Genomic DNA, 19502 nt, shown 5'->3' on the forward strand with positions numbered 1-19502 from the left:
AATATCACTATGAATATTCTTGCTGATGCCTCACTTCCTGGATTGGACCAGGCTTTCCCTAATCCGTTCAACTTAACGAAATATCATCACCACGATGAAATAACTAAGTTACTTCCCGGACAAGATGTTCTCCTGTGTCGTTCTACTCTCAAAGTCAATCAATCTTTATTAAAAAATCATTGTTTACAATATGTTGCTACTGCCAGTAGTGGTACTGATCACCTGGATCATATTTGGTTAGATTCTCAAAATATCAAAATAATTGATGCAAAAGGCTCCAATGCCCAAGCGGTTGCTGATTATGTGGTAGCCTGTCTTGCTTTGTTGGAACAACAGCATCTTATGCATGGGGATAAAGCAGGCATTATTGGACTTGGGAAAGTGGGAACCAAAGTCGCCGCACGTTTACAAGCAGCCGATTTTAAAACCATCACTTATGATCCTCTCAAAGCAGAGCGTGAACCTGCTGCTTTTCAAAGTTGCAGTTTGGAGGAATTGTACCAAGTGGATCTGCTATGTATCCACGCTGAATTACATAATACTCATCCCTATCCTAGTACTAATTTAATAAATCAGAATTTTCTCAATCAATTAAAATCAGGTTGCGTTATTATTAATGCGGCACGAGGCGGAATTGTTAATGAGGAAGAACTTCTCCATTCTACAAAACCATTTATTTATTGCACTGATGTATACCTTAATGAACCGAAGATTAACAAACGAATTATCGATAAATCGACTATCTGTACACCCCATATTGCAGGTCATAGCCTGGAGGCGAAATATGCTGCAGTTGCAATGGTTAGTTCGGCTTTGCACCACATCGCGGGGTTAAGTCTACCACAATTTGCAGTCCCTTCTTTGCCTCAAATTTTAAGCTTTAAAAAAGACAAACCATGGTATGACACGATTTTAGAAATTTATAACCCTCTTAACGAAACATTAGCCTTAAAACAGGCTGCGGACAAGAATAGTACATTCTTAAACGTACGTACCAATCACCAAACAAGACATGATTTTTCTCAATACTTTGCTGACTCAATTTTGGATTATAAAACCAAATTATTACTTGATATATAAAAATCAAATCAATTTATGTTCAAATTGACCCCTTGATGTCCATTATTAAATCCAAACGTGTCCATTGTAAATTAGGAGATCAAATGGTACTCTTTTTCGGATTTTAAAAAAAAACAAAGGAGTATGTGTTATGTCTTTAGGAGTAAAATTATCAACCTTAGCAGCAGCGTTCGTTCTTGCTGGTTCTGCTTTCGCAAATAACGCCTGTCCCAATCTGAATGATCTTCAAGCTGAAGGACTCTCAGAAGTTCAACAGATCGGTACTAACTATTTCATTGGTTTCTCTATCGGTCAATTCAACTCTGCTACTTGGGGCTTTGCTATTGGACCCGTACAAGCAGATACAGAAGATGATGCTTTAGATGTTTCAAATGAAATTTTAAATAACATGGCTACTCCTGGATTTCCTTTAGAACTGGATAATGACACATTAGTTTGTTTATATGACACAGGCAATCCTTATGTTTATTCTGTTGCGGTAAGAGATTACGCAATCAGCCCAATGAAATTAAAACAGTACTTACTAAACGCGCATAAATAAATAAATAGAAATTTGATATTCAGAGTTCACAGAAATTTGAATTGATTTGGAATAATTAGATTTAACAAGGAGTAAATACTATGTCTTTAAGAGTTACTTTAACCTCAGCTGCAGTTGCCTTAGTGCTCACCGGATCTGCTTTTGCCGAAGAACCGGTCTGCCCTAAATTGAGTGATATTCAATCGGTAGGAATTACAATGGCTTCGCAACTGGCTTATAATTATTATATTGGTTATTCAGTCAACCATTACAATACTTCTTCGAGCTGGGGATTTGCTATTGGGCCTGTAGAAGCAAAATCTGAAGAAGAAACTATAGAAATCACTAATGACATTTTAGCAGATTTGACTGCTCCAGGGATTCCAGAGTCAGGTCAAGGTGATGAATTAGTTTGCCTCTACGAAACAAATGATCCAGATCTTTTTGCAGTAGCAATAAAAGACTATGAAGAAATGTCACCTATGAAGTTCAAACAATACATACATAAAGCTCATTAGTAAAATGTGTAGCCTGGCGAAGCGCAGCGGAATCTGGAAATTCTAAACCAGTAGCAAGTAGGATTAGTCTCCGGATTTGCGTTTCACCCCAGGCTATAAAATACTAAAAATTCCCTTTCGCAAACTCATCTTTATAAATTTATAAAAAATTATTTCTGAATCAATTTTTTTACCACATCTTGATCGGAAAAAGCATGTTTTACCGAACCAATCTGTTGATAGGCCTCATGCCCCTTGCCTGCAATTAAAATTACATCATTTTCATCGGCCTCGTTTAATGCATAAGCAATTGCTTCTTCACGATCAACCAGTTTAATGACATTGGAGGATTTTGTAATACCTTGTGCTATCTCATTAACAATGATTTGTGGATCTTCAGTACGTGGATTATCACTAGTAATTATGATTTGATCAGCAAGCTTACTTGCAACCCCGCCCATCACCGGTCTCTTACTTTTATCTCGGTCACCACCACAACCAAATACCACCCATAAACGCCCTTTTTTCAATTGATTTAACGTGAGTAGCGCATTTTCCAAAGCGTCGGGGGTATGGGCATAATCAACCAGCACATAGGGTGCATGGGAAATAATTTCCATTCGTCCAGGAGCTGCCTTTAATTGTGTCATCACATCTACAACCTTACTAGGGTGATAATCAGAAGCCAATAAACTACTAAATATAGCCAAGCTATTATAAATATTAAATTGTCCAAGAGCTTTTATTCTTAATAGATGTTGTCCCCATGGTGAGTGCACTTCTATTTCGGTGCCCTTTATATCCATAGACCAATCTACGACTTTTACATCACAATTCTGGTGTATTCCATAGGTTAATTTCTTTGCATGAGGCTTAACTGCTGCTGCCATGATTCTTTGATAAGTATCATCTTGGTTTATGATCGCACAATCCAATGATTCTCGGGCAAACAACATTGCTTTTGCGGCCGCATAATTTTCCATAGTTAAATGATAATCTAGGTGATCCAGTGTTAGATTGGTGAATATAGCTTGCTTAAATTCAATAGCATCAACTCGATGTTGCGCAAGGGCATGTGAAGATACCTCCATACACACTTGTCTGATACCTTGATTCTTATACTGATGTAATAACTTCTGTAAACACAGGGAATCAGGGGTGGTATTATCCAATAATTGAAGTTTATCAACATTTCCTTGTCCAATCGTACCAATATAAGCTGCTTCTTGTCCTAATAAACGATGGGCTTGAGCTAATTGATATGCAATTGTAGTTTTGCCGTTGGTACCAGTTACACCGGTTATATTTAAAGAACTACCAGGACTAGCATAAAACTGTTTGGCAATTGCGGCCAGCTGGGTCGCTAACTCTGGAACAGGAATACAAGGAACTGATTGGGGTAATATAGCATCCTTGGGAAAATGAGCGGGATCATAAGCAATTGCAACAGCCCCAGCAGAAACGGCTTTGTTTATAAAGAACCGGCCATCCGCTGCTGCACCCGCATAAGCTATAAACAGGTCTCCTGGTTTAATCCGACGGCTGTCATTTTCCAGACCGGTAACAATACAATCTGATTTTATGTGATGCATCCAAGGTTTTAATAAATGTGAAAGTTTCATCACCAGGTTCCTAGTAGTTCTAAAAAATAGCCAGGGTGCAAACGTAGCAAAACCTAGGCTAAGCATACAACATCCCGGTTTCCGCTACGCTTCAGCTAAACTGTTATTTACAAAGACCGGTTAAAGTCGAATTTAACCTACCAACTCATCAGTAGGTATATTAAACAAACGCAAGGCTCCCGACATCACTTTAGCAAACAAGGGAGCGGCAACTGCTGCAGCATAATAACCTTTACGGGAAGGTTCATGAATGATTACCACTACAACAAACTTAGGTTTTGATACCGGTGCAATACCTATAAAACTCGCAGTATATTTTCGGTCTTTATAACCATCCTTTCCTGCTACTCTTGCGGTACCGGTTTTACCTGCTACCCGATAACCGGGTACCCTTGCTGCTTTTCCCGTACCATCTTTTCCTAAAACTGCTTCCATCATAGACAATACTTGTTGCGCTGTTTCAGGTTTCATTACCTGCACGCCTGGAGTTGGTGGATCATTATGGAGTAACGTTACTGGAATCAACTTACCTTGATTTGCAAAAACCATGTTTGCTTTAGCTAATTGTAATGCTGTAACTGACAATCCATAACCAAAGCTTAATGTAGCTAATACAAAAGGTTTTGCATCTTTAACACTAACAATTCCTCCCTCACTCTCTCCAGGATAAGTACTTTCAGTTCGTTGTCCAAAACCACAGCGTTGCAGTAATCCAATCAATTGCTCTGGAGGACTTGCTAAAACCATCTTCGTAACCCCTACGTTACTTGAGTGTTGCAATACACCCGTTACATCGAGGACCCCATAATTATGAATATCGCGAACTGTACGCCCTTGAACACTCATCCAACTCGGATTTGTATCTATAATCGTAGACGGTGTAAATAAACCCGTTTCTAAGGCACTGGCGATACTAAACGTTTTAATAACAGAACCGGGTTCAAAGGTATCCGTAACTGCCCTATTTCTATAGGTATCTTTATCGTAATGCCCTCGCGAATTCGGATTATAGGAGGGGACGTTAGCCATAGCCAGAATTTCACCATTTTCTGTATCAACTACGACCACAGAACCCGATTTTGCAGCAAATTCTTCGACGGTTTTATTTAATTCACTGTATGCTAAATATTGCAAACGCCTATCAATACTCAAAGCCATATCCCGTCCGGGACGTGGCTGTTTTATGACACCCAATTCTTCAATAATTCGGCCTAAACGGTCTTTAATTACTCTTTTTTTACCAACAACACCCTTTAACCAATCTTGATAAGCAAGCTCAATTCCTTCCAAACCTTGATCATCGACATTGGTAAATCCAATTAACTGGGAAATACTATCCGAATCAGGATAATAACGTTTGAATTCTTTTTGAAAATTAACACCTGGGATTTTTAGCGTTTTTATTTTTTTAGCCAAGGGAGGAGGTAATTGTCTTTGTAAGTAAAGAAATTCCAATTCTTTTTTTTCTGCATCTACTATTTTTCTACTTAATTGCTGAGGCGTCAAACTCAAATATTCAGCTAGAGACATAAATTGTTCTTTGTCAGGTGAAAACTCCTTTGGATTAACCCATACTGATTCTACAGGGGTACTGATTGCTAAAGGGGTACCATTCCTATCCATGATCATCCCTCGATGAGCAGGAATATCTACAACACGCAAACTTCGGGCATTACCTTGCCCTTGGAGAAATTGGCGATGCAACACAGTGAGATCCACCATGCGCCAAATCAAAATGAATAGAACCAAAGAAAAAAAGGTAGATACTACAATCAGTCTGTTTAAATGAGTTGAGTTTTTCATGGATACTATCCATCTGTAGCCAGGATGAAGGCTATGCCATAACCTGGGTTTGATTCACAAAAACTCCCAGGTTACCACCTTGCTACACCCAGGCTACGTTACACTAAAACTAAATGGCAATGGTACTCGTTTAAAACCAAAACTTCTACTGCTGTGCTTGTAACCAATACGTATTTGTGGATGTTGGTAAAACCATTTGTAATTTTTCAGTAGCTAATTCTTCAACTCGCGCTGGTGTAGCTAGACTTGCTTGTTCTAAGAGTAATTGCCCCCATTGCAGCTGTAAATAGTGTGTTAACTGTTCTTGTTGTTCTACTTTACTTAAAGTCACTCGGTAAGAATTGGTACTGTATACAACAGCCAAAGCACTCACTAACACAGCAACTAATAATATAATCAGCATGTATAATGATTTTGACATATGCATATCAGCTAGTTGACCATTAAATAAGGTACCTTGATTGATTACTTTCGCTGCAGCGTTCATGCTAATTTCTCCCCTATTCTAAGTACAGCACTTCGAGATCTAACATTCTCTTTAACTTCAACTTCTTTTGGCATAATCGCCTTACCTATTCTTTTAAAATTAGTTTTTAATGCTTCATAACGAATGGGCACCTCAGGGGGGGGCTTGTCTCCTTCTTCTTTATCACGCATAAATTGTTTTACTATGCGATCCTCCAGGGAGTGAAAACTAATCACTGCCAACCTGCCTTTAGGAGCTAGAACATTTAGACATTGTTCTAGACAGCTCTTTAAATCATTTAACTCTTGATTTATATAAATTCTTATCGCTTGGAACACTCGTGTTGCTGGATGTTTGTGTTTTTCCCATTTGGGATTTGCTTCTTTTACAATTTCGGCCAATTGCAAAGTTGTGTTAATAGGAGCAACATTTCTGGCAGCAACAATTGCCTTGGCAATACGACCTGCAAAACGTTCTTCACCATATAATCTGAAAACTGAAGCCATTTCCTCTGCTTCGGCTTCATTAACAAATCGTGCTGCACTCATTGGTTGAGATAAATCCATACGCATATCCAATGGTCCTTGCTGCATAAAACTAAAACCTCTTTCTGGATTATCCAATTGTGGTGAAGACACCCCTAAATCCAGCAAAATACCATCTACTTTTCCCAACACCCCAGCCTCGCTAGCAAACGCTTCAATTTTTGCAAAGGAACCTTGAAATATATGAAAACGCTTATCTTGGCCAAAATGTTCGGAGGCATATGCAATTGCTTCTAAATCTTTATCTATGGCATATAAACGACCTTGTTCGTTTAAATGACGCAAAATTTCTCGACTATGACCTCCACGGCCAAAAGTACCGTCAAAATAGATGCCTCCGCTTTTAATTGCCAAGCCATCTATGGATTCATGAAGTAATACAGATTGATGCATTGCCATTTTTGTTTCCATTACAAAGAAAACGTTTTCATTTCATCGGGTAATCCACTAGTACCGGAACTTTCCTCAGCCAACCATTGTTCACGTCGGGCTTCCCAGATATCCTTATTCCATACTTCAAATTTATTTCCTTGACCTATCATCACTACATCTTTTTCCAACTGTGCATAATTTCTTAAAACTGTGGGCAAAAGTACCCGTCCATTCGCATCTAATTCGACATCTGTCGCATGTCCAATCAATAACCGTTGTATTCTTCGGGCTGCAGCATTAAAACTGGGCAGTTTCTGCAAATTATCTTCAATTATCTGCCATTGAGCCGCGGTATAGAGCAATAAACATGTTTCTTCCGTATCGATAGTCACCACTAAAGGGATTTTTTCTTCAGCACCCAGCGCAGATCGATAACGCGTTGGGATTGCTAAGCGCCCTTTAGTATCAATAGTGATGGCATTTATTCCACGAAACATTGTTTTTTTTATGTGAAAGTTTTTCTCCTTCCACAATTCTCCACTTTTTTATTATTTTACCCCACTTTTCTACACTATAGAAACACATTTCTCCATGCGTCAAGATAAAAAGTCACTTTTTAACTAATTTATTTATGGATTAGGCAACGAATGATTAAAATTTGATTTGTATAGATAAATTATAAACATCTATTGAATTTAAAACGTCATGACTGTCTTCCTGGTATTATTTAATTACGCAGAAAATTAGGAAGGATTTCTTAAAAAAGAAACCACAAACATGCGATTTAACTTAGAAGCGGTTCTAAATGAGTTTAGGTTAAAGCCGTATTGTTATAAGTTCGTAGGATAAGTTTTTTGATCTCGAATCTCAGAACTTTACAAAAGCGAAACCAAGAAAGTTTGATAATAGAATCATAATAAATTTATTAATTCATCAAGGCTGCTAATCTTATCCCTTGCAGGACCAAGTCAGGAACTAAATGATCATACAAACCTTGTTTTTCAAATAAAGAAGCAAAACCACCTGTTGCTAATACCAATGCTTTTTCTGCTCCAAAAGCCTCCTGATTTAGGCGTTGGATCAATTCGCGGCAAGCGCCAATTGCACCATAATAAACACCAGATTGAATACTTTCTATAGTCGAACGTCCCACTGAATTTTCAGTTTTAATGATTTCTACAGCGGGTAATTTAGCTGTATTTTTTGATAAAGCATCAACTGAAAGTCTCACCCCAGGCAGAATCGCACCGCCCATATAAGCTTTTTGAGCACTAATAACACAAAAAGTAGTGGCAGTGCCAAAATCAATAACAATCACATTTTGGTTTGGATGGCTATGCGTTGCGGCAATTGCATTGGCAATTCGGTCGGCTCCCACTTCTATAGGATTACGATATTTGATATTAAGGCCCGTTTTAACCCCCGCCTGCAATAAAAAAGGATCTATAGAAAAATATTTAACACACGCTGAACGCAATGAATAATCAATTTGAGGAACTACAGAACAAATGCCAATTTGTTTAATTGCCTCCGGAGAACAATTATTTTCTCTTAAAACACTTTTCAAAAAGATGCCTAATTCATCAGAGGTACTTACTGTAGAAGTATGACGAAAACGAAGCTTTATCTCTTCTCCAGCAAAAACACCACCGTAGATATGAGAATTTCCAACATCAATACAAAGAATCATAAGGGCATGCATCCAGGTTCAAAAAACACGATAGTAAATTGCGATTCTCTTATTATCAAGTTATTAGTCAGCAAAAATGAATGAATTTATAACAAAAGAATTGAAAAATATAAATGAAAAAGCCCTGCTTAACGCAGGGCAGTAGTGGAGATTATCCCGTTGATTAGTAGGGCTTAACAATCACTGTTGTACCAATATCAGCAAAATCTTGGTTTAACCATTTTGCAGCACTGGGTAAAACACGGATGCAACCATGGCTTGCGTTGTAGTTAGGTACTTCGTACGCTGCATGAATTGAATATCCTCCATGGAAATGCATACAGTATGGCATTCTTGCCCCGCCATTTGTTTCTAATGGGTAAATACTGGAAGTACAGTCTTCACCTTTTTTAGAATAAACACTGAATGTCCCAGTCACAGTACGACAGGGTTTACCTGCATCCTCGCAGAAATCCTTACCCCCAGAAGCACTTCCGGTATTTACCCTGTTACCTTCTTTGTCATAAGCTGCCCATGCTGTGGCTTTAGGGTCAAATACAATGACTTTTTTTCCTGTAGCTGGTCTTTTCATAGGAAAGTAATTTGAGCCCTTATGGTCTGATTTCATACTCATCGTATAATGAGTGTAACCAGCATCGTCAACTACAGGGACTGACCTATCCATGGAAACACAGGATGTTGCTAAAGCACACACTGGTACCAACACTAGATATTTTTTCACTTTATTTCTCCCTCTTTTTTTCTTATTTATCGGGAGATTTAAAAATAGGTTTAGTGTTTTTTATAAATATTTTTTACACAGTGTTTTTTTTATGAGCTTAAAGATTGTTAAATGACTATTTTTTTGATTGCTTTGGTAATATAAATCGAATAGCTTTCATTAACTGTTTGTCAGTACATTCAAAGCATCCACCTCGTGCAGGCATTGCGTTGAACCCCTCATCCGTATGCTTAAAGAGGACGCTCATCCCTTGTTTTAAACGCAGTTTCCAATCTGCTTCTTCGCCAATTCTTGGTGCACCTAGAGGAATTAATGGTTTACTAGCATGACAATTTGCACAAAAATGATGATAGATTTGTTCCCCTTCATTTTTGGTACCATTAATCGATTGCAAAAACTCTTGTGGATGATGAGTATTTGCATAAGCAGGGAGTTGGAATATTAGTAAAATCATTACGTAAATATTGAAACGAATCATTATGTAGTATTCTCCAAAAATTTGGCACAATATTTGCAACGTACCGCAAGTTACTCAGAGAGGGATTATTTGTGAACAAGTGCATACTAAGTGTTTTACTATTTTTTGCAAGCACTGGATTAAATGCTGATGCAATACAGTCACCTGATATACTGACGAATAAAATAGAACAACATATACGGAATGAACTTTCATCATATAAAGAAGGAAGAATTCGAGTCACAGCAGATAAAATTGATTCCCGTTTAAATCTCAAAGCATGTGCCGAAGATCAATTGGTTGTCTTTAACCCCTATCAAACTCCCATCTTAAGCACAAATACTATGGGTATTAAATGTCAAGAAAATGATAATCACTGGTCCTTATATGTTCCCGTTAAAATAACTGTATTAAAAAAAATCTATGTCGCAAAACGTGCCCTAATAAAAGGGAATCGACTTACAATAGATGACATTTATCAAACAGAAATGGATGTGCAACGATTGAACAAAGGCTATTTCACTGAAAAGGATTTATTAGTAGGACAAATCTGCAAGCAAAATATTTCACCGAATAGCCCACTGAATCCTCATAATGTTGAGGCAGCAAAATTGATTAATAAAGGAGAACGTGTTTCTATTGTAGTCAATGATAATAATTTAATGATAAGTATGGATGGTGTTGCTATGGAAGATGGTTCATTAGGTGAAACCATTAAAGTGCGTAATCTTTCTTCCAAAAAAATTATTGAAGCTCAAATTACAGATGCAAAAAAAGTGAATGTTATTATCTAAAAAAATCAACAACTAAGTAAAATTTACTAAAGATTTTAAAAAAACGGCCGATACATTTAGAAGTCAAACTTGCTTGAGGATAAATTATGTTTAATCAAATCAGTGATGCAGCTCCTGTGAAAACTCTAGAGGCAGACAATCGATTAAAAACAAAACATCAAGAACAAATTAAAAGTTTGATTGAAGACCCTTCTTCATTTGTTAGTATAAGTGACACCTCCAAACAATTAGATGCAATAAAAAACTCTCTTAAGGAAGTATCTGAAATCAATGCTGCTCGAGTTTTATATTTTAAAACCGAAATCGCTCTTGGAAATTATCAGATCGATAGTGACAAAATTGCCATGAACATGTTAAATGTAGAACCTGCTTAAATTCTAAGGGCTATTATGGATAATAAGAAAAAAGTATTGAGTAGCTGTTTGGCACAAGAAATAAACTGGATAGAAATGCTCAATTCTTTGTTAGTTGATGAAAAAGAAATATTAGTATCTCGAGAGTTTAACCGCCTTGAGGAGTTTGCAAATAAAAAACAAGAATTATCCAACAAGCTAGAAGAAAGTGCCAAACAACGGATGCAGCTTCTTAATCACACCAATCCCAATCAAACGATGAATCAGGCTTTGACTGAGTTTCTTCATGATTGCAGTACTGAAGAGGTAAATGAGATCAATCAGTTAAATACCACCCTAGCCGAACTTCTTACACGTTGTCGCGAATTAAATGCAGTAAATGGACAAGTCATAGCGAACAATCTTTATGTCCGTCAAGAAATTGTCAATACACTGTCAGGAAATCAAACAAACGCGATTAGTGTCTATACTTCCCAAGGTAACATCGAGTCAACAAAAGAAAATTCGCATCATCAAGAAGCTTAGAATAATACAATTCATTTTCCTTCTGGGTGAGAGCAAAAGCTGAACCCAGAAAAACCTCCAACAAACCTCGTTCCCAGAAACAACCTACATAAATAGAATTATTTTTACACAATAAAATCAAAAATATGTATAATAGGATAAAGTTTTTAATTTGTATTAATATGAAATTGTTTTCAAAAAAATATGATTCTTCCGTAGTAATGGAATTTTTCTCGGATCACGAAACCCAAGATAAAGCAATAAAGGAGAACTATAAAAACTTATTAGGAGAGCTTTTTAAAGAAGAAAATCAATTATTCTACTCTTCTCGACTTGAAAGTTATCCTGATCTGAGTCAACTCACCTCTCAATCCCGTTTATGCTTAATTGGTCATAGTGCCCAAGGAGAACAAGAATTTTCAGGTTGTGATGTAGAGATGCTGGTAGAACGTTTAGTGGAAGATTGTTCTTTAAGCGCCGTCAAACGAATTACGTTCCTCGCATGCCATCTTGGAGGAGCGAGAAAATTTATTGAAGAACTCCAATTAAAATTAGCTGAGGAAGGAATTTATACCGAGATAGCTGCTTATAAAGCCGATTTGATTGTGGATAGTTCGGGACATCGTTGGGTTGATTTAGGTGAACATGATGGACTGGTTAAAGCGAACAAACAAAAACTTGTGATGGGTTGGGAACAAGGACTTCAAGGCACGCCACCGAAACAGGTCGTTTTGGTCGATACTCAAGAAATTAACCCTTATTACGTCGATAAATTGTCTGAAGCGAATGATGAGGATGATGAAATGATTCTTACTTCCATAGATGATTTAGAATCTAAGCCGAGTAAGAAAAGAAATTTAAAAATGTTTGAGGGGGCAACTACGGTAACGCCCGCCTTAGAAAAAACTTTAGACTTCTCATATAAAAAGGGCTTTTAAAATTTTAAGTTAAATAAGAAAAAAAATAGCTTCTTGGATTTCCTCCATCCAGGGGACAATAGCTAAAGATTCGCCATCCCGCACGTGGTGCGGGATCTCCACAGTAAATAAAGAACTTATCGCATACGAAGTGCTCCATCCAAACGAATCACTTCACCATTTATCATCCCATTTTCAATGATATGCGCAACCAATGAAGCAAATTCATCCGGTTTCCCAAACCGTTTGGGAAAAGTCATAGTCGCAATCAAATTGTCTTGTACTTCTTGCGGCATATTCAACAGCATAGGAGTAGCAATTAATCCAGGGGCAATAGTATTTACCCGTATAGCAAACTGAGCTAATTCACGTGCAGCTGGAAGTGTCATTGCAACAACTCCACCCTTTGAGGCACTGTATGCGGCTTGGCCAATTTGTCCTTCAAATGCGGCAATGGAAGCCGTGTTAATAATGACTCCTCGCTCCTGTGAACTACTCTCCAGTTCCAAACTGCTCATGGCATGAGCTGCAATCCTCATCACATTGAACGTACCAATTAAATTTACATCGATAACTTGTTTAAAAGCTGCTAAAGGCATAGCTCCATCTTTTCCCACAATACGCTTTGCTGGAGCAATGCCTGCACAATTAACGCAAACTCTTGGGACTCCCAATTGTTCCACCGTTTGTTGCATTGACTTCTCGACAGATTCATCACTGGTCACGTCACAACTGATGAATAAATCAGCTTCGCTGTGGTCGTCTACTTGTTTATCCCATGCCACAACTCGCATTCCTCGCTTTCGCAGGTATTGAACGCTTGCTTTCCCCATGCCCGAAGCACCACCGGTTATCAATGCGATTTGATTCGTAAAATTCACTATTATTCTCCATAATTTATAGTCTGGGTGCAGCGAAGCGGAACCCGGGATTTGTTAACCCTCACTTTGCTGCACCCAGACAAAAATGAACAAGGTTTTGGCACATTAGATGCAAACTCTCCTAAAAAAACTCCTTACTCAATTGTTTGAATTCAGGAGTCCCTGCCTTTCTTAACCACTCAAAAAATACCATTTCGGAAGTAACCAAATGAACGCCTTCATTTTTCATTCGTTTCAGTCCATATTTCATATTTTGTTCACCACGACAACTTACTGCATCAACCACAACAAAAACCTCAAATCCAGCCGCTTTCATTTCTAAGGCAGTCTGTAAAACACAAACATGAGTTTCAATGCCAATGAGGATTAATTGCTTTTTATGATGCTTTTTTAATTGCTCTTGGTATTTAGGTTCACCCATACAAGAAAAACTTACTTTATCAATACATTGTTGGGGATCAAAATAAGATTGAAATTGCTGCAGAGTTGAACCAAGACCTTGCGGATATTGCTCACTTACCAAAATAGGTACGCCGATTTTTCTAGCTAATTTTAATAGCCATTCACAGCGCGAAATAAATGCTTCACTATTTAGAACCGCTGGTGTTAATTTTTCCTGTACATCAACCAGTAATAAAAGTGAGTCCTCTTTATTAAGTAACATCCTTATTCTCCATCAATTTTTAAGACCTATAAAAGCATACAGCCTGGATTTAAAACTGCAATCCAGGCTGTGCATACTAACAGATTAAATCGAGAAAAAATCTAGATTCCTGCGATATCGATTGTTTTCATTTTTACATCCATTTGCTTACTTCCTCGCTGAATGGATACGGTTATTTGCTCGCCTACTTTTATTTCGGTCAACATGTTGTAGAGAGCATCGTAGTTTGGAACAGCATGTCCATTGAGTGCAACAATTATATCACCTAACTCGATACGTCCCCAAGGATCTCTATGAGTACCGCGCAAATGAACTTTAGCGGCAGGTGTATCGCGTAAAACATCAGCAATAAGTATCCCTTTACGTATACCTAATTGACGAGCAATATTGGGCGGTACACTTTGAATACCTATACCAGACAATACAACTCGACCATTTTTAATAATTTGCGTCACAATGCGGTCAATATCATCAGCAGGGACAGCAAAACCGATTCCGGCAGATGAGCCTGAATGAGAATAAATCATCGTATTCATACCAATTAACTGCCCGGCGCTATTCAATAAGGGACCACCTGAGTTACCTGGATTGATTGGAGTGTCTGTTTGAATCATATTGCGGATTGTAACTCCCCCAATACCAGGCACCTTTCTACCTAAAGCAGAAATTACTCCCTTAGACAAACTATGATCCAAACCAAAAGGATTACCAATCGCAATAGCCTTTTGTCCTACCATGAGTTCATGCAGATGTACTACTTCAAACGGTTTAAATGATTTAAGTAAAGCCAAGGCTTGTGGCGATTCAATTTTCAATACCGCGATGTCCTTACGTGGCTCTGAGCCAACAACCTTAGCCGGAACGGTTAAATTCCCTAAAGTAATCGCCAACTTATCGGCACCTTTGATGACATGATAATTAGTGACTATATACCCACTATTATTCCACACAATTCCAGAGCCCGCGCCATCTGGCACTTGTTTTTTCTGCAACGACCGGTTGGTAATTGTGGTCAACCTGTGAACATAAACTACCTTTGGTGCTGCTTCATGAAATACGGTGACCGTATTTTGTTCATCAGGAAGAAGTGAGTTTACACCTGCGCTATGTCCTGGCAAAGCCAGAATAGAACATAACATAAATGTCATAAACCATAAGAAACGATGTTTTGCCATCAATATATCTCCCAATTAGCTAAAAATTTTGCATTCCAGCAAAAAATGAAAGTTGAATTGTAATATAAACAATCAAAAATGTCACTAAATGAGTTAGCAGAATAATTTTCAAGCAAATGTTATTGAATGATTCTTCTCCTCTTTGTTCTCATCCTTGGGGGGACTTTCGTGCTTTTTATCTTGGCTGGTCTTGCTATCTTTAGGCACCTTATTTTCTTTTTGTTTTGCTGGCGGATTATTTATTTCCTTTTGTATTTTATCTACTTCAATACGTGCAACATGCTCTACTCGCGTTTGGATCAACGAAATTCCAGCACTAACCCCAAAATATTGCATCAGAAATTGAATTGGAATCATTATCATGTCTTTAAAAGTCATGGATGAAGCTTCGATGCTTTTCACCGCTACAATTTCAGTATTATCGATATGGCGCAAATATACTTTTTCCAATAGAGCTGAATGCTGTTGGTAGACATTATCCAGACTGTCATTCCGAGCTTTTTCTTGGTTCAAAAGATATTTTTGAAAATCAGTATGTGCATCCCATAAAAGACCTCTTCTGTCCTGTAGTTGCTTTAGTTCAGTATCATAAAATGCGATCTCACGGTCAATTTCCTCTCTTAAGCGATCACATGCAATTTTACGTTCAGACGAAATTTCCCCACTGACTATAGAACCAGATTCTTTGATAATAGCCTGGGCGTAACGCTCCACTAATTCGGTTTTTTTGTTTAAAATCTCCTCTACTTTAGTATCTATATACTTAATTGCATCTTTATTGGAACCAAGCACTTGATAATGAGAATCAAATCGCTTCTCACTTTGCATTTGAGTACGCATTTTTTCAAGCTCTTTGACTTCCTGAGATAAGGCCCTACTTTGAGCCGTATCATTTAATTGCTTGTCTCTGCTTAATAAAATTTGTCTAACGAATGCAGCCAAAACAACAACTGTTCCCAATACTGCAGCACAAATAAGCGCTATACTGACTGGCTCCATAATCAACTCCTAGTATGAGACAAATGAATCAATTGAGTATGAATTTCAATGGCAAAATACTGGCTAAACATCTGATAAGAATCAATGGTTGGCCACTGTTCAGGGACACTTGACATACGGCTCATTGCCGCCGAAAAAATGGGCGGATAATGTTCTTTAATAAACGGTTTTATGTCGGTTAAATTTGAAAAATTCTTTACTAACGCAGTAGCATTTTCTTCCAAATGCGATAATTCTACTTTTTCAATAACATCTGAGAGATCCTCTTGGCCTTCTAATGATTCTTTTATCCATTCAAGTAAAGCAGAACGAGGCTTAATGAGCAATAATTGATGACTTGTTTCTATTGAAGGCTCCATCAATACAATATGGTTGTGTAGCTCAAATTTAAAACAACAAAGAAAATCCAGAAAATTGGTTTCAATGTCGTTACGCGCTTTATCACCTAACCAACGACAAATTTCATGGCGAAACATTTTTGAGAAATGTTTTTCTATTTCATCCAAAGTCGCATCATCTGAGTTTTGTTTGGGTAACACGTAAGCCGTATTATCAATTTGTAACAATCTAAGATCGGGTAATTTTGTGTCAGATATTTGTGAAGCAAGAAATGATAAAAAAACAGCCGTGGGCTTTAATACCACTATTTCATGTTGGCTATGGTGCATAATCTCTCCTTGATTTGAACCTAAATCTCTCACCAACAGATTTACAGCACACGTTTCATTCATTGAACTGCGCGTTCACTTAAGATCTTTTTTTCTGTCTTTAAACATTTTAACTTTTGTTTTATGAAAAAGTCTTAAAAACTCACTGCTCCAATATAAAAACGCATCGCTACAATCTTTAGCAAAATGATTCAGCTTGATTGATTCATCCTGAGTACAACCGGCCCCCTATTTAAAACGATAGACTATATATCGACACTTAGCGAATCAACTTTAATTCTTTCATAATATTAATAAGGTTATGAGGGTTCAGCAAGTGTGCATGACTAGAGACAGAGTTGTTATTAGCCTGTAACCAGTTGTATTTTTGTAAGCGGACAGCTAAAAGTTACTTTAAGTATTTGGCTATATTATCCCTTTTTGTACCCGACGAAATTCCTTGCGAGGGGCTCATGAAGCATTATTGAAATGGGTATTGATAAGCGGATCTCATTGACCTAGAGCATTACTTTTTTTACAGTACGCCAATAATAAACTATCGAGAATTGGCACGTGGATAAGCAAAATTTATATGAACAATTTAGTAAACCCTTGCTGAATTGGTTTGATCTGTATGGACGAAAAAACTTGCCGTGGCAATTACCGCGTACGCCCTACAGAGTCTGGATTTCCGAGATTATGCTTCAGCAGACCCAAGTTAAAACGGTTATCCCGTATTTTGAACGTTTTATGCAACGATTTCCTAACATTGGGGATTTAGCTCAAGCAAATGAAGATGAAGTACTTTCTTTATGGTCAGGCCTGGGTTACTACAGCCGCGCTAGAAATCTTCATCAGACAGCCAAAAAAGTGATGCAAAACCATGACGGTGTTGTCCCTGATAATTATCTTCTACTTAAGGAACTACCAGGAATTGGCCCCTCTACTGCAGCAGCCATTGCGTCGCAAGCCTTTAACCAACCAGTTGCTATTCTTGATGGAAATGTAAAACGAGTTTTGACGCGTTTTTTCATGATTAATGGCTATCCAGAACAAACTCAAATAAAAAAGACTTTATGGGAATTGGCTAATACGTGTATGCCTCAAGACCGCTGTGCTGATTATACTCAAGCGATTATGGATTTAGGTGCAATATGCTGTACTCCTAAAAATCCGAATTGCCTTAATTGTCCCTTACAGAATAATTGTCTAGCATATAAACATAAAGAACAGCACTTATATCCCACTAAAAAAATAAAGAAACCAGTCCCCATCGAATACCAACAATTACTTGTCTTACACAATGAACAAGGCCACGTTTATTTAGAAAAAAGACCACCGGTAGGATTATGGGGAGGTTTATGGTGTTTACCCTACTTAGATGAAGAAGATTGCCCACTTGATTTCATTCGTTTGAACTATGATTTATCAGGAGAAACACCCCAGAAACTGATTGTTTTTAAACACCGTTTCAGCCATTTTCATTTAGAAATCAACGCACTTAGTATCAAAACTAAAGTTTTAGGTAAGAGATTGTTTGAACCAAAAGGACAGTGGTTTACTAAAGAACAAATAAGCGCTTTAGGGCTAGCGCAGCCTACCAGCAAAATATTATCTTTTCATTACAATTTGTACATTTGAAATACCTTATGGTATGACTATGACTTTTTTAATTTTTTTATAATAAGTATCCAAAATTTCGGAGTCGCTGTTCTACACCCAGGCTACAAATATTATGTTTTTTAACGGAGTGAACCGCCACTGGTTAATATTTGAATCGCTACTTTTGCATCTGGTTGCCCTAAATTGGCAGCCGCATTGATCCAAAACCAGGCTTTTTTTCGGTCTTCAACCACTCCTTTGCCATAATAATACATATACCCTACAGCATATTGTGCATCAGGTAGACCTTTTTGAGCCAAGGGTTTTAAGCGGATAAATGCCTTGCGATACTCTTCCAGTCTGAAATTATCTATTCCCTCACGCAAATTCCGCGCACTAGTCATAGCACATCCTGCAAGAATAGAAATAAAAATTACAACGATGAATAGATTATATAAACGTCTCATTTATTTTTATTCCTCATCTAAAGGCTTTGCTATGGGTTCAAAGATTAATTCAATTTTGGGTAAACTTAAACTCTCTAAGGCACCATTGCGTTCAACTAAAATTCCAGAGGCCATGATGCGTTTTATTACTGCACCGCCCGGAATGCTATCCCCCAATTTATAAGTGTTCTCCTCTCCATCAGCAGAACGAATAATTACTTGAGAATCATTTATTTCATTAGCAAACAAAATTCCGACTAAAGTAACATTCAGCATCGATTTTTTAATTGTCGATAAATTATCAGAAACATACACACCAAATAAAGAAGAATGTAAAATTGCATCAAAAGAATTTTGTTTTGCAACTACCGGCATTTCAGTTATGGTTTCAGGTTCTGCCTGAATATGTGCCGGAGAAAATATCAATGTAGCATATTCGGCAATAATCAGTACGGAAAAAAGTGAAATTAAGGCGATAATAATCCATTGTGCGTATTTTGCTGAAAATAAAGCTTGAAGATCAAATTTCATTATCAAAACGCCCCTGCAGTATTAACTTGCCTAGACCTAGACTCCTCTTCGTGCTTTAGAGAAGTAGAACTTGCCTATATATAGAACCCCCACTAGAATATCCTACATAAACCGCTCTGAAAAGATCGCCCTCTATAAATACACCTCTTTTCAAAACTCGCTGATGAAGTGAATTACCAAGAGACGTAGAGAGAGGAACCTGAATGTACACGACAG

At 37.6% G+C, this 19502-nt stretch carries 23 protein-coding genes; 8 read left to right on the top strand and 15 right to left on the bottom strand.

Going from position 1 to position 19502, the window contains the following annotated elements; genetic code table 11:
• Positions 1-9 precede the first annotated feature (9 nt).
• The 3 genes from ACWTE2_RS26785 to ACWTE2_RS26795 all read left to right on the top strand — a co-directional run bounded on the left by ACWTE2_RS26785 (position 10) and on the right by ACWTE2_RS26795 (position 2118).
• A complete protein-coding gene (locus ACWTE2_RS26785) occupies positions 10-1080 on the top strand; it encodes an NAD(P)-dependent oxidoreductase (RefSeq protein ID WP_454785159.1) in 1071 nt (356 codons plus the stop codon).
• A gap of 130 nt (positions 1081-1210) precedes the next feature.
• On the top strand, positions 1211-1621 hold the full coding sequence (locus ACWTE2_RS26790; protein ID WP_454785160.1) for a DUF4949 domain-containing protein: 411 nt from the start codon (positions 1211-1213) through the stop codon (positions 1619-1621).
• 80 nt (positions 1622-1701) lie between these two features.
• The gene (locus ACWTE2_RS26795) at positions 1702-2118 is read left to right on the top strand and encodes a DUF4949 domain-containing protein (protein WP_454785161.1); all 417 of its coding nucleotides are present in this window, start codon (positions 1702-1704) and stop codon (positions 2116-2118) included.
• Positions 2119-2267: 149 nt separating this feature from the next.
• On the opposite strand, the gene ACWTE2_RS26800 is transcribed toward ACWTE2_RS26795, so the two are convergent.
• The 8 genes from ACWTE2_RS26800 to ACWTE2_RS26835 form a co-directional block, all read right to left on the bottom strand.
• The gene (locus ACWTE2_RS26800; protein ID WP_454785162.1) at positions 2268-3719 is read right to left on the bottom strand and encodes a UDP-N-acetylmuramoyl-L-alanyl-D-glutamate--2,6-diaminopimelate ligase; all 1452 of its coding nucleotides are present in this window, start codon (positions 3717-3719) and stop codon (positions 2268-2270) included.
• Positions 3720-3851: 132 nt separating this feature from the next.
• A complete protein-coding gene (locus tag ACWTE2_RS26805; RefSeq protein ID WP_454785163.1) occupies positions 3852-5522 on the bottom strand; it encodes a peptidoglycan D,D-transpeptidase FtsI family protein in 1671 nt (556 codons plus the stop codon).
• Between the two features lie 145 nt (positions 5523-5667).
• Positions 5668-6009, bottom strand: coding sequence for a cell division protein FtsL (ftsL, locus tag ACWTE2_RS26810; RefSeq protein WP_454785164.1), 342 nt, complete (start codon positions 6007-6009; stop codon positions 5668-5670).
• Positions 6006-6932, bottom strand: coding sequence for a 16S rRNA (cytosine(1402)-N(4))-methyltransferase RsmH (rsmH, locus tag ACWTE2_RS26815; protein ID WP_182392958.1), 927 nt, complete (start codon positions 6930-6932; stop codon positions 6006-6008). The genes ftsL and rsmH overlap by 4 nt, the downstream gene beginning before the upstream one ends.
• An 11-nt stretch (positions 6933-6943) precedes the next feature.
• Entirely contained in the window at positions 6944-7402 is a 459-nt protein-coding gene (gene mraZ, locus ACWTE2_RS26820) for a division/cell wall cluster transcriptional repressor MraZ (protein WP_182392957.1), read from the bottom strand.
• Positions 7403-7830: 428 nt separating this feature from the next.
• Entirely contained in the window at positions 7831-8595 is a 765-nt protein-coding gene (locus ACWTE2_RS26825) for a type III pantothenate kinase (protein ID WP_182393613.1), read from the bottom strand.
• Between the two features lie 163 nt (positions 8596-8758).
• Positions 8759-9316: a L,D-transpeptidase gene (locus ACWTE2_RS26830; protein WP_454785165.1), complete on the bottom strand. Its 558-nt coding sequence runs from the start codon at positions 9314-9316 to the stop codon at positions 8759-8761.
• A 115-nt stretch (positions 9317-9431) separates the two neighbouring features.
• Positions 9432-9794, bottom strand: coding sequence for a c-type cytochrome (locus ACWTE2_RS26835; protein ID WP_370530108.1), 363 nt, complete (start codon positions 9792-9794; stop codon positions 9432-9434).
• 71 nt (positions 9795-9865) lie between these two features.
• On the opposite strand from ACWTE2_RS26835, the gene flgA reads away from it, so the two are divergent.
• The 4 genes from flgA to ACWTE2_RS26855 all read left to right on the top strand — a co-directional run bounded on the left by flgA (position 9866) and on the right by ACWTE2_RS26855 (position 12362).
• A complete protein-coding gene (gene flgA / locus ACWTE2_RS26840; protein ID WP_454785166.1) occupies positions 9866-10567 on the top strand; it encodes a flagellar basal body P-ring formation chaperone FlgA in 702 nt (233 codons plus the stop codon).
• 86 nt (positions 10568-10653) lie between these two features.
• Positions 10654-10941: a flagellar biosynthesis anti-sigma factor FlgM gene (gene flgM / locus ACWTE2_RS26845; RefSeq protein WP_454785167.1), complete on the top strand. Its 288-nt coding sequence runs from the start codon at positions 10654-10656 to the stop codon at positions 10939-10941.
• A gap of 15 nt (positions 10942-10956) precedes the next feature.
• Positions 10957-11445, top strand: coding sequence for a flagella synthesis protein FlgN (locus tag ACWTE2_RS26850; protein WP_454785168.1), 489 nt, complete (start codon positions 10957-10959; stop codon positions 11443-11445).
• A gap of 161 nt (positions 11446-11606) precedes the next feature.
• Positions 11607-12362: a C80 family cysteine peptidase gene (locus tag ACWTE2_RS26855; RefSeq protein ID WP_454785169.1), complete on the top strand. Its 756-nt coding sequence runs from the start codon at positions 11607-11609 to the stop codon at positions 12360-12362.
• 116 nt (positions 12363-12478) lie between these two features.
• Here ACWTE2_RS26855 and ACWTE2_RS26860 read toward each other — a convergent pair whose 3' ends face one another.
• From ACWTE2_RS26860 to ACWTE2_RS26880, 5 genes are all read right to left on the bottom strand, one after another.
• Positions 12479-13222: an SDR family NAD(P)-dependent oxidoreductase gene (locus ACWTE2_RS26860; protein ID WP_182392951.1), complete on the bottom strand. Its 744-nt coding sequence runs from the start codon at positions 13220-13222 to the stop codon at positions 12479-12481.
• Between the two features lie 121 nt (positions 13223-13343).
• The gene (locus tag ACWTE2_RS26865; protein WP_182392950.1) at positions 13344-13886 is read right to left on the bottom strand and encodes a hydrolase; all 543 of its coding nucleotides are present in this window, start codon (positions 13884-13886) and stop codon (positions 13344-13346) included.
• A 101-nt stretch (positions 13887-13987) separates the two neighbouring features.
• The gene (locus ACWTE2_RS26870) at positions 13988-15061 is read right to left on the bottom strand and encodes a S1C family serine protease (RefSeq protein ID WP_454785170.1); all 1074 of its coding nucleotides are present in this window, start codon (positions 15059-15061) and stop codon (positions 13988-13990) included.
• Between the two features lie 108 nt (positions 15062-15169).
• On the bottom strand, positions 15170-16060 hold the full coding sequence (locus ACWTE2_RS26875) for a hypothetical protein (protein ID WP_454785171.1): 891 nt from the start codon (positions 16058-16060) through the stop codon (positions 15170-15172).
• A 2-nt stretch (positions 16061-16062) separates the two neighbouring features.
• A complete protein-coding gene (locus ACWTE2_RS26880; RefSeq protein WP_454785172.1) occupies positions 16063-16728 on the bottom strand; it encodes a hypothetical protein in 666 nt (221 codons plus the stop codon).
• A 552-nt stretch (positions 16729-17280) separates the two neighbouring features.
• On the opposite strand from ACWTE2_RS26880, the gene mutY reads away from it, so the two are divergent.
• Positions 17281-18348 (top strand): A/G-specific adenine glycosylase, encoded by a 1068-nt coding sequence (mutY, locus tag ACWTE2_RS26885; protein WP_454785173.1) that lies wholly within the window; start codon positions 17281-17283, stop codon positions 18346-18348.
• A 101-nt stretch (positions 18349-18449) separates the two neighbouring features.
• Here the strand turns inward: mutY and ACWTE2_RS26890 are convergent, their stop codons facing one another.
• On the bottom strand, positions 18450-18776 hold the full coding sequence (locus ACWTE2_RS26890; protein WP_182392945.1) for a tetratricopeptide repeat protein: 327 nt from the start codon (positions 18774-18776) through the stop codon (positions 18450-18452).
• Between the two features lie 6 nt (positions 18777-18782).
• Positions 18783-19286 carry a type II secretion system protein N gene (locus ACWTE2_RS26895; protein WP_454785174.1) on the bottom strand — a complete coding sequence of 168 codons (504 nt, stop codon included), beginning with the start codon at positions 19284-19286 and terminating at the stop codon, positions 18783-18785.
• Positions 19287-19502: the final 216 nt, after the last annotated feature.

The organism is Legionella nigrisilvae (assembly GCF_977063395.2).

Coding starts and splice junctions, on each gene's coding strand:
- ACWTE2_RS26785 (WP_454785159.1), top strand. CDS start 10: ATGAATATTCTTGCTGATGCCTCACTTCCTGGATTGGACCAGGCTTTC.
- ACWTE2_RS26790 (WP_454785160.1), top strand. CDS start 1,211: ATGTCTTTAGGAGTAAAATTATCAACCTTAGCAGCAGCGTTCGTTCTT.
- ACWTE2_RS26795 (WP_454785161.1), top strand. CDS start 1,702: ATGTCTTTAAGAGTTACTTTAACCTCAGCTGCAGTTGCCTTAGTGCTC.
- ACWTE2_RS26800 (WP_454785162.1), bottom strand. CDS start 3,719: ATGAAACTTTCACATTTATTAAAACCTTGGATGCATCACATAAAATCA.
- ACWTE2_RS26805 (WP_454785163.1), bottom strand. CDS start 5,522: ATGAAAAACTCAACTCATTTAAACAGACTGATTGTAGTATCTACCTTT.
- ftsL (WP_454785164.1), bottom strand. CDS start 6,009: ATGAACGCTGCAGCGAAAGTAATCAATCAAGGTACCTTATTTAATGGT.
- rsmH (WP_182392958.1), bottom strand. CDS start 6,932: ATGGCAATGCATCAATCTGTATTACTTCATGAATCCATAGATGGCTTG.
- mraZ (WP_182392957.1), bottom strand. CDS start 7,402: ATGTTTCGTGGAATAAATGCCATCACTATTGATACTAAAGGGCGCTTA.
- ACWTE2_RS26825 (WP_182393613.1), bottom strand. CDS start 8,595: ATGATTCTTTGTATTGATGTTGGAAATTCTCATATCTACGGTGGTGTT.
- ACWTE2_RS26835 (WP_370530108.1), bottom strand. CDS start 9,794: ATGATTCGTTTCAATATTTACGTAATGATTTTACTAATATTCCAACTC.
- flgM (WP_454785167.1), top strand. CDS start 10,654: ATGTTTAATCAAATCAGTGATGCAGCTCCTGTGAAAACTCTAGAGGCA.
- ACWTE2_RS26850 (WP_454785168.1), top strand. CDS start 10,957: ATGGATAATAAGAAAAAAGTATTGAGTAGCTGTTTGGCACAAGAAATA.
- ACWTE2_RS26855 (WP_454785169.1), top strand. CDS start 11,607: ATGAAATTGTTTTCAAAAAAATATGATTCTTCCGTAGTAATGGAATTT.
- ACWTE2_RS26865 (WP_182392950.1), bottom strand. CDS start 13,886: ATGTTACTTAATAAAGAGGACTCACTTTTATTACTGGTTGATGTACAG.
- ACWTE2_RS26870 (WP_454785170.1), bottom strand. CDS start 15,061: ATGGCAAAACATCGTTTCTTATGGTTTATGACATTTATGTTATGTTCT.
- ACWTE2_RS26875 (WP_454785171.1), bottom strand. CDS start 16,060: ATGGAGCCAGTCAGTATAGCGCTTATTTGTGCTGCAGTATTGGGAACA.
- ACWTE2_RS26880 (WP_454785172.1), bottom strand. CDS start 16,728: ATGCACCATAGCCAACATGAAATAGTGGTATTAAAGCCCACGGCTGTT.
- ACWTE2_RS26890 (WP_182392945.1), bottom strand. CDS start 18,776: ATGAGACGTTTATATAATCTATTCATCGTTGTAATTTTTATTTCTATT.
- ACWTE2_RS26895 (WP_454785174.1), bottom strand. CDS start 19,286: ATGAAATTTGATCTTCAAGCTTTATTTTCAGCAAAATACGCACAATGG.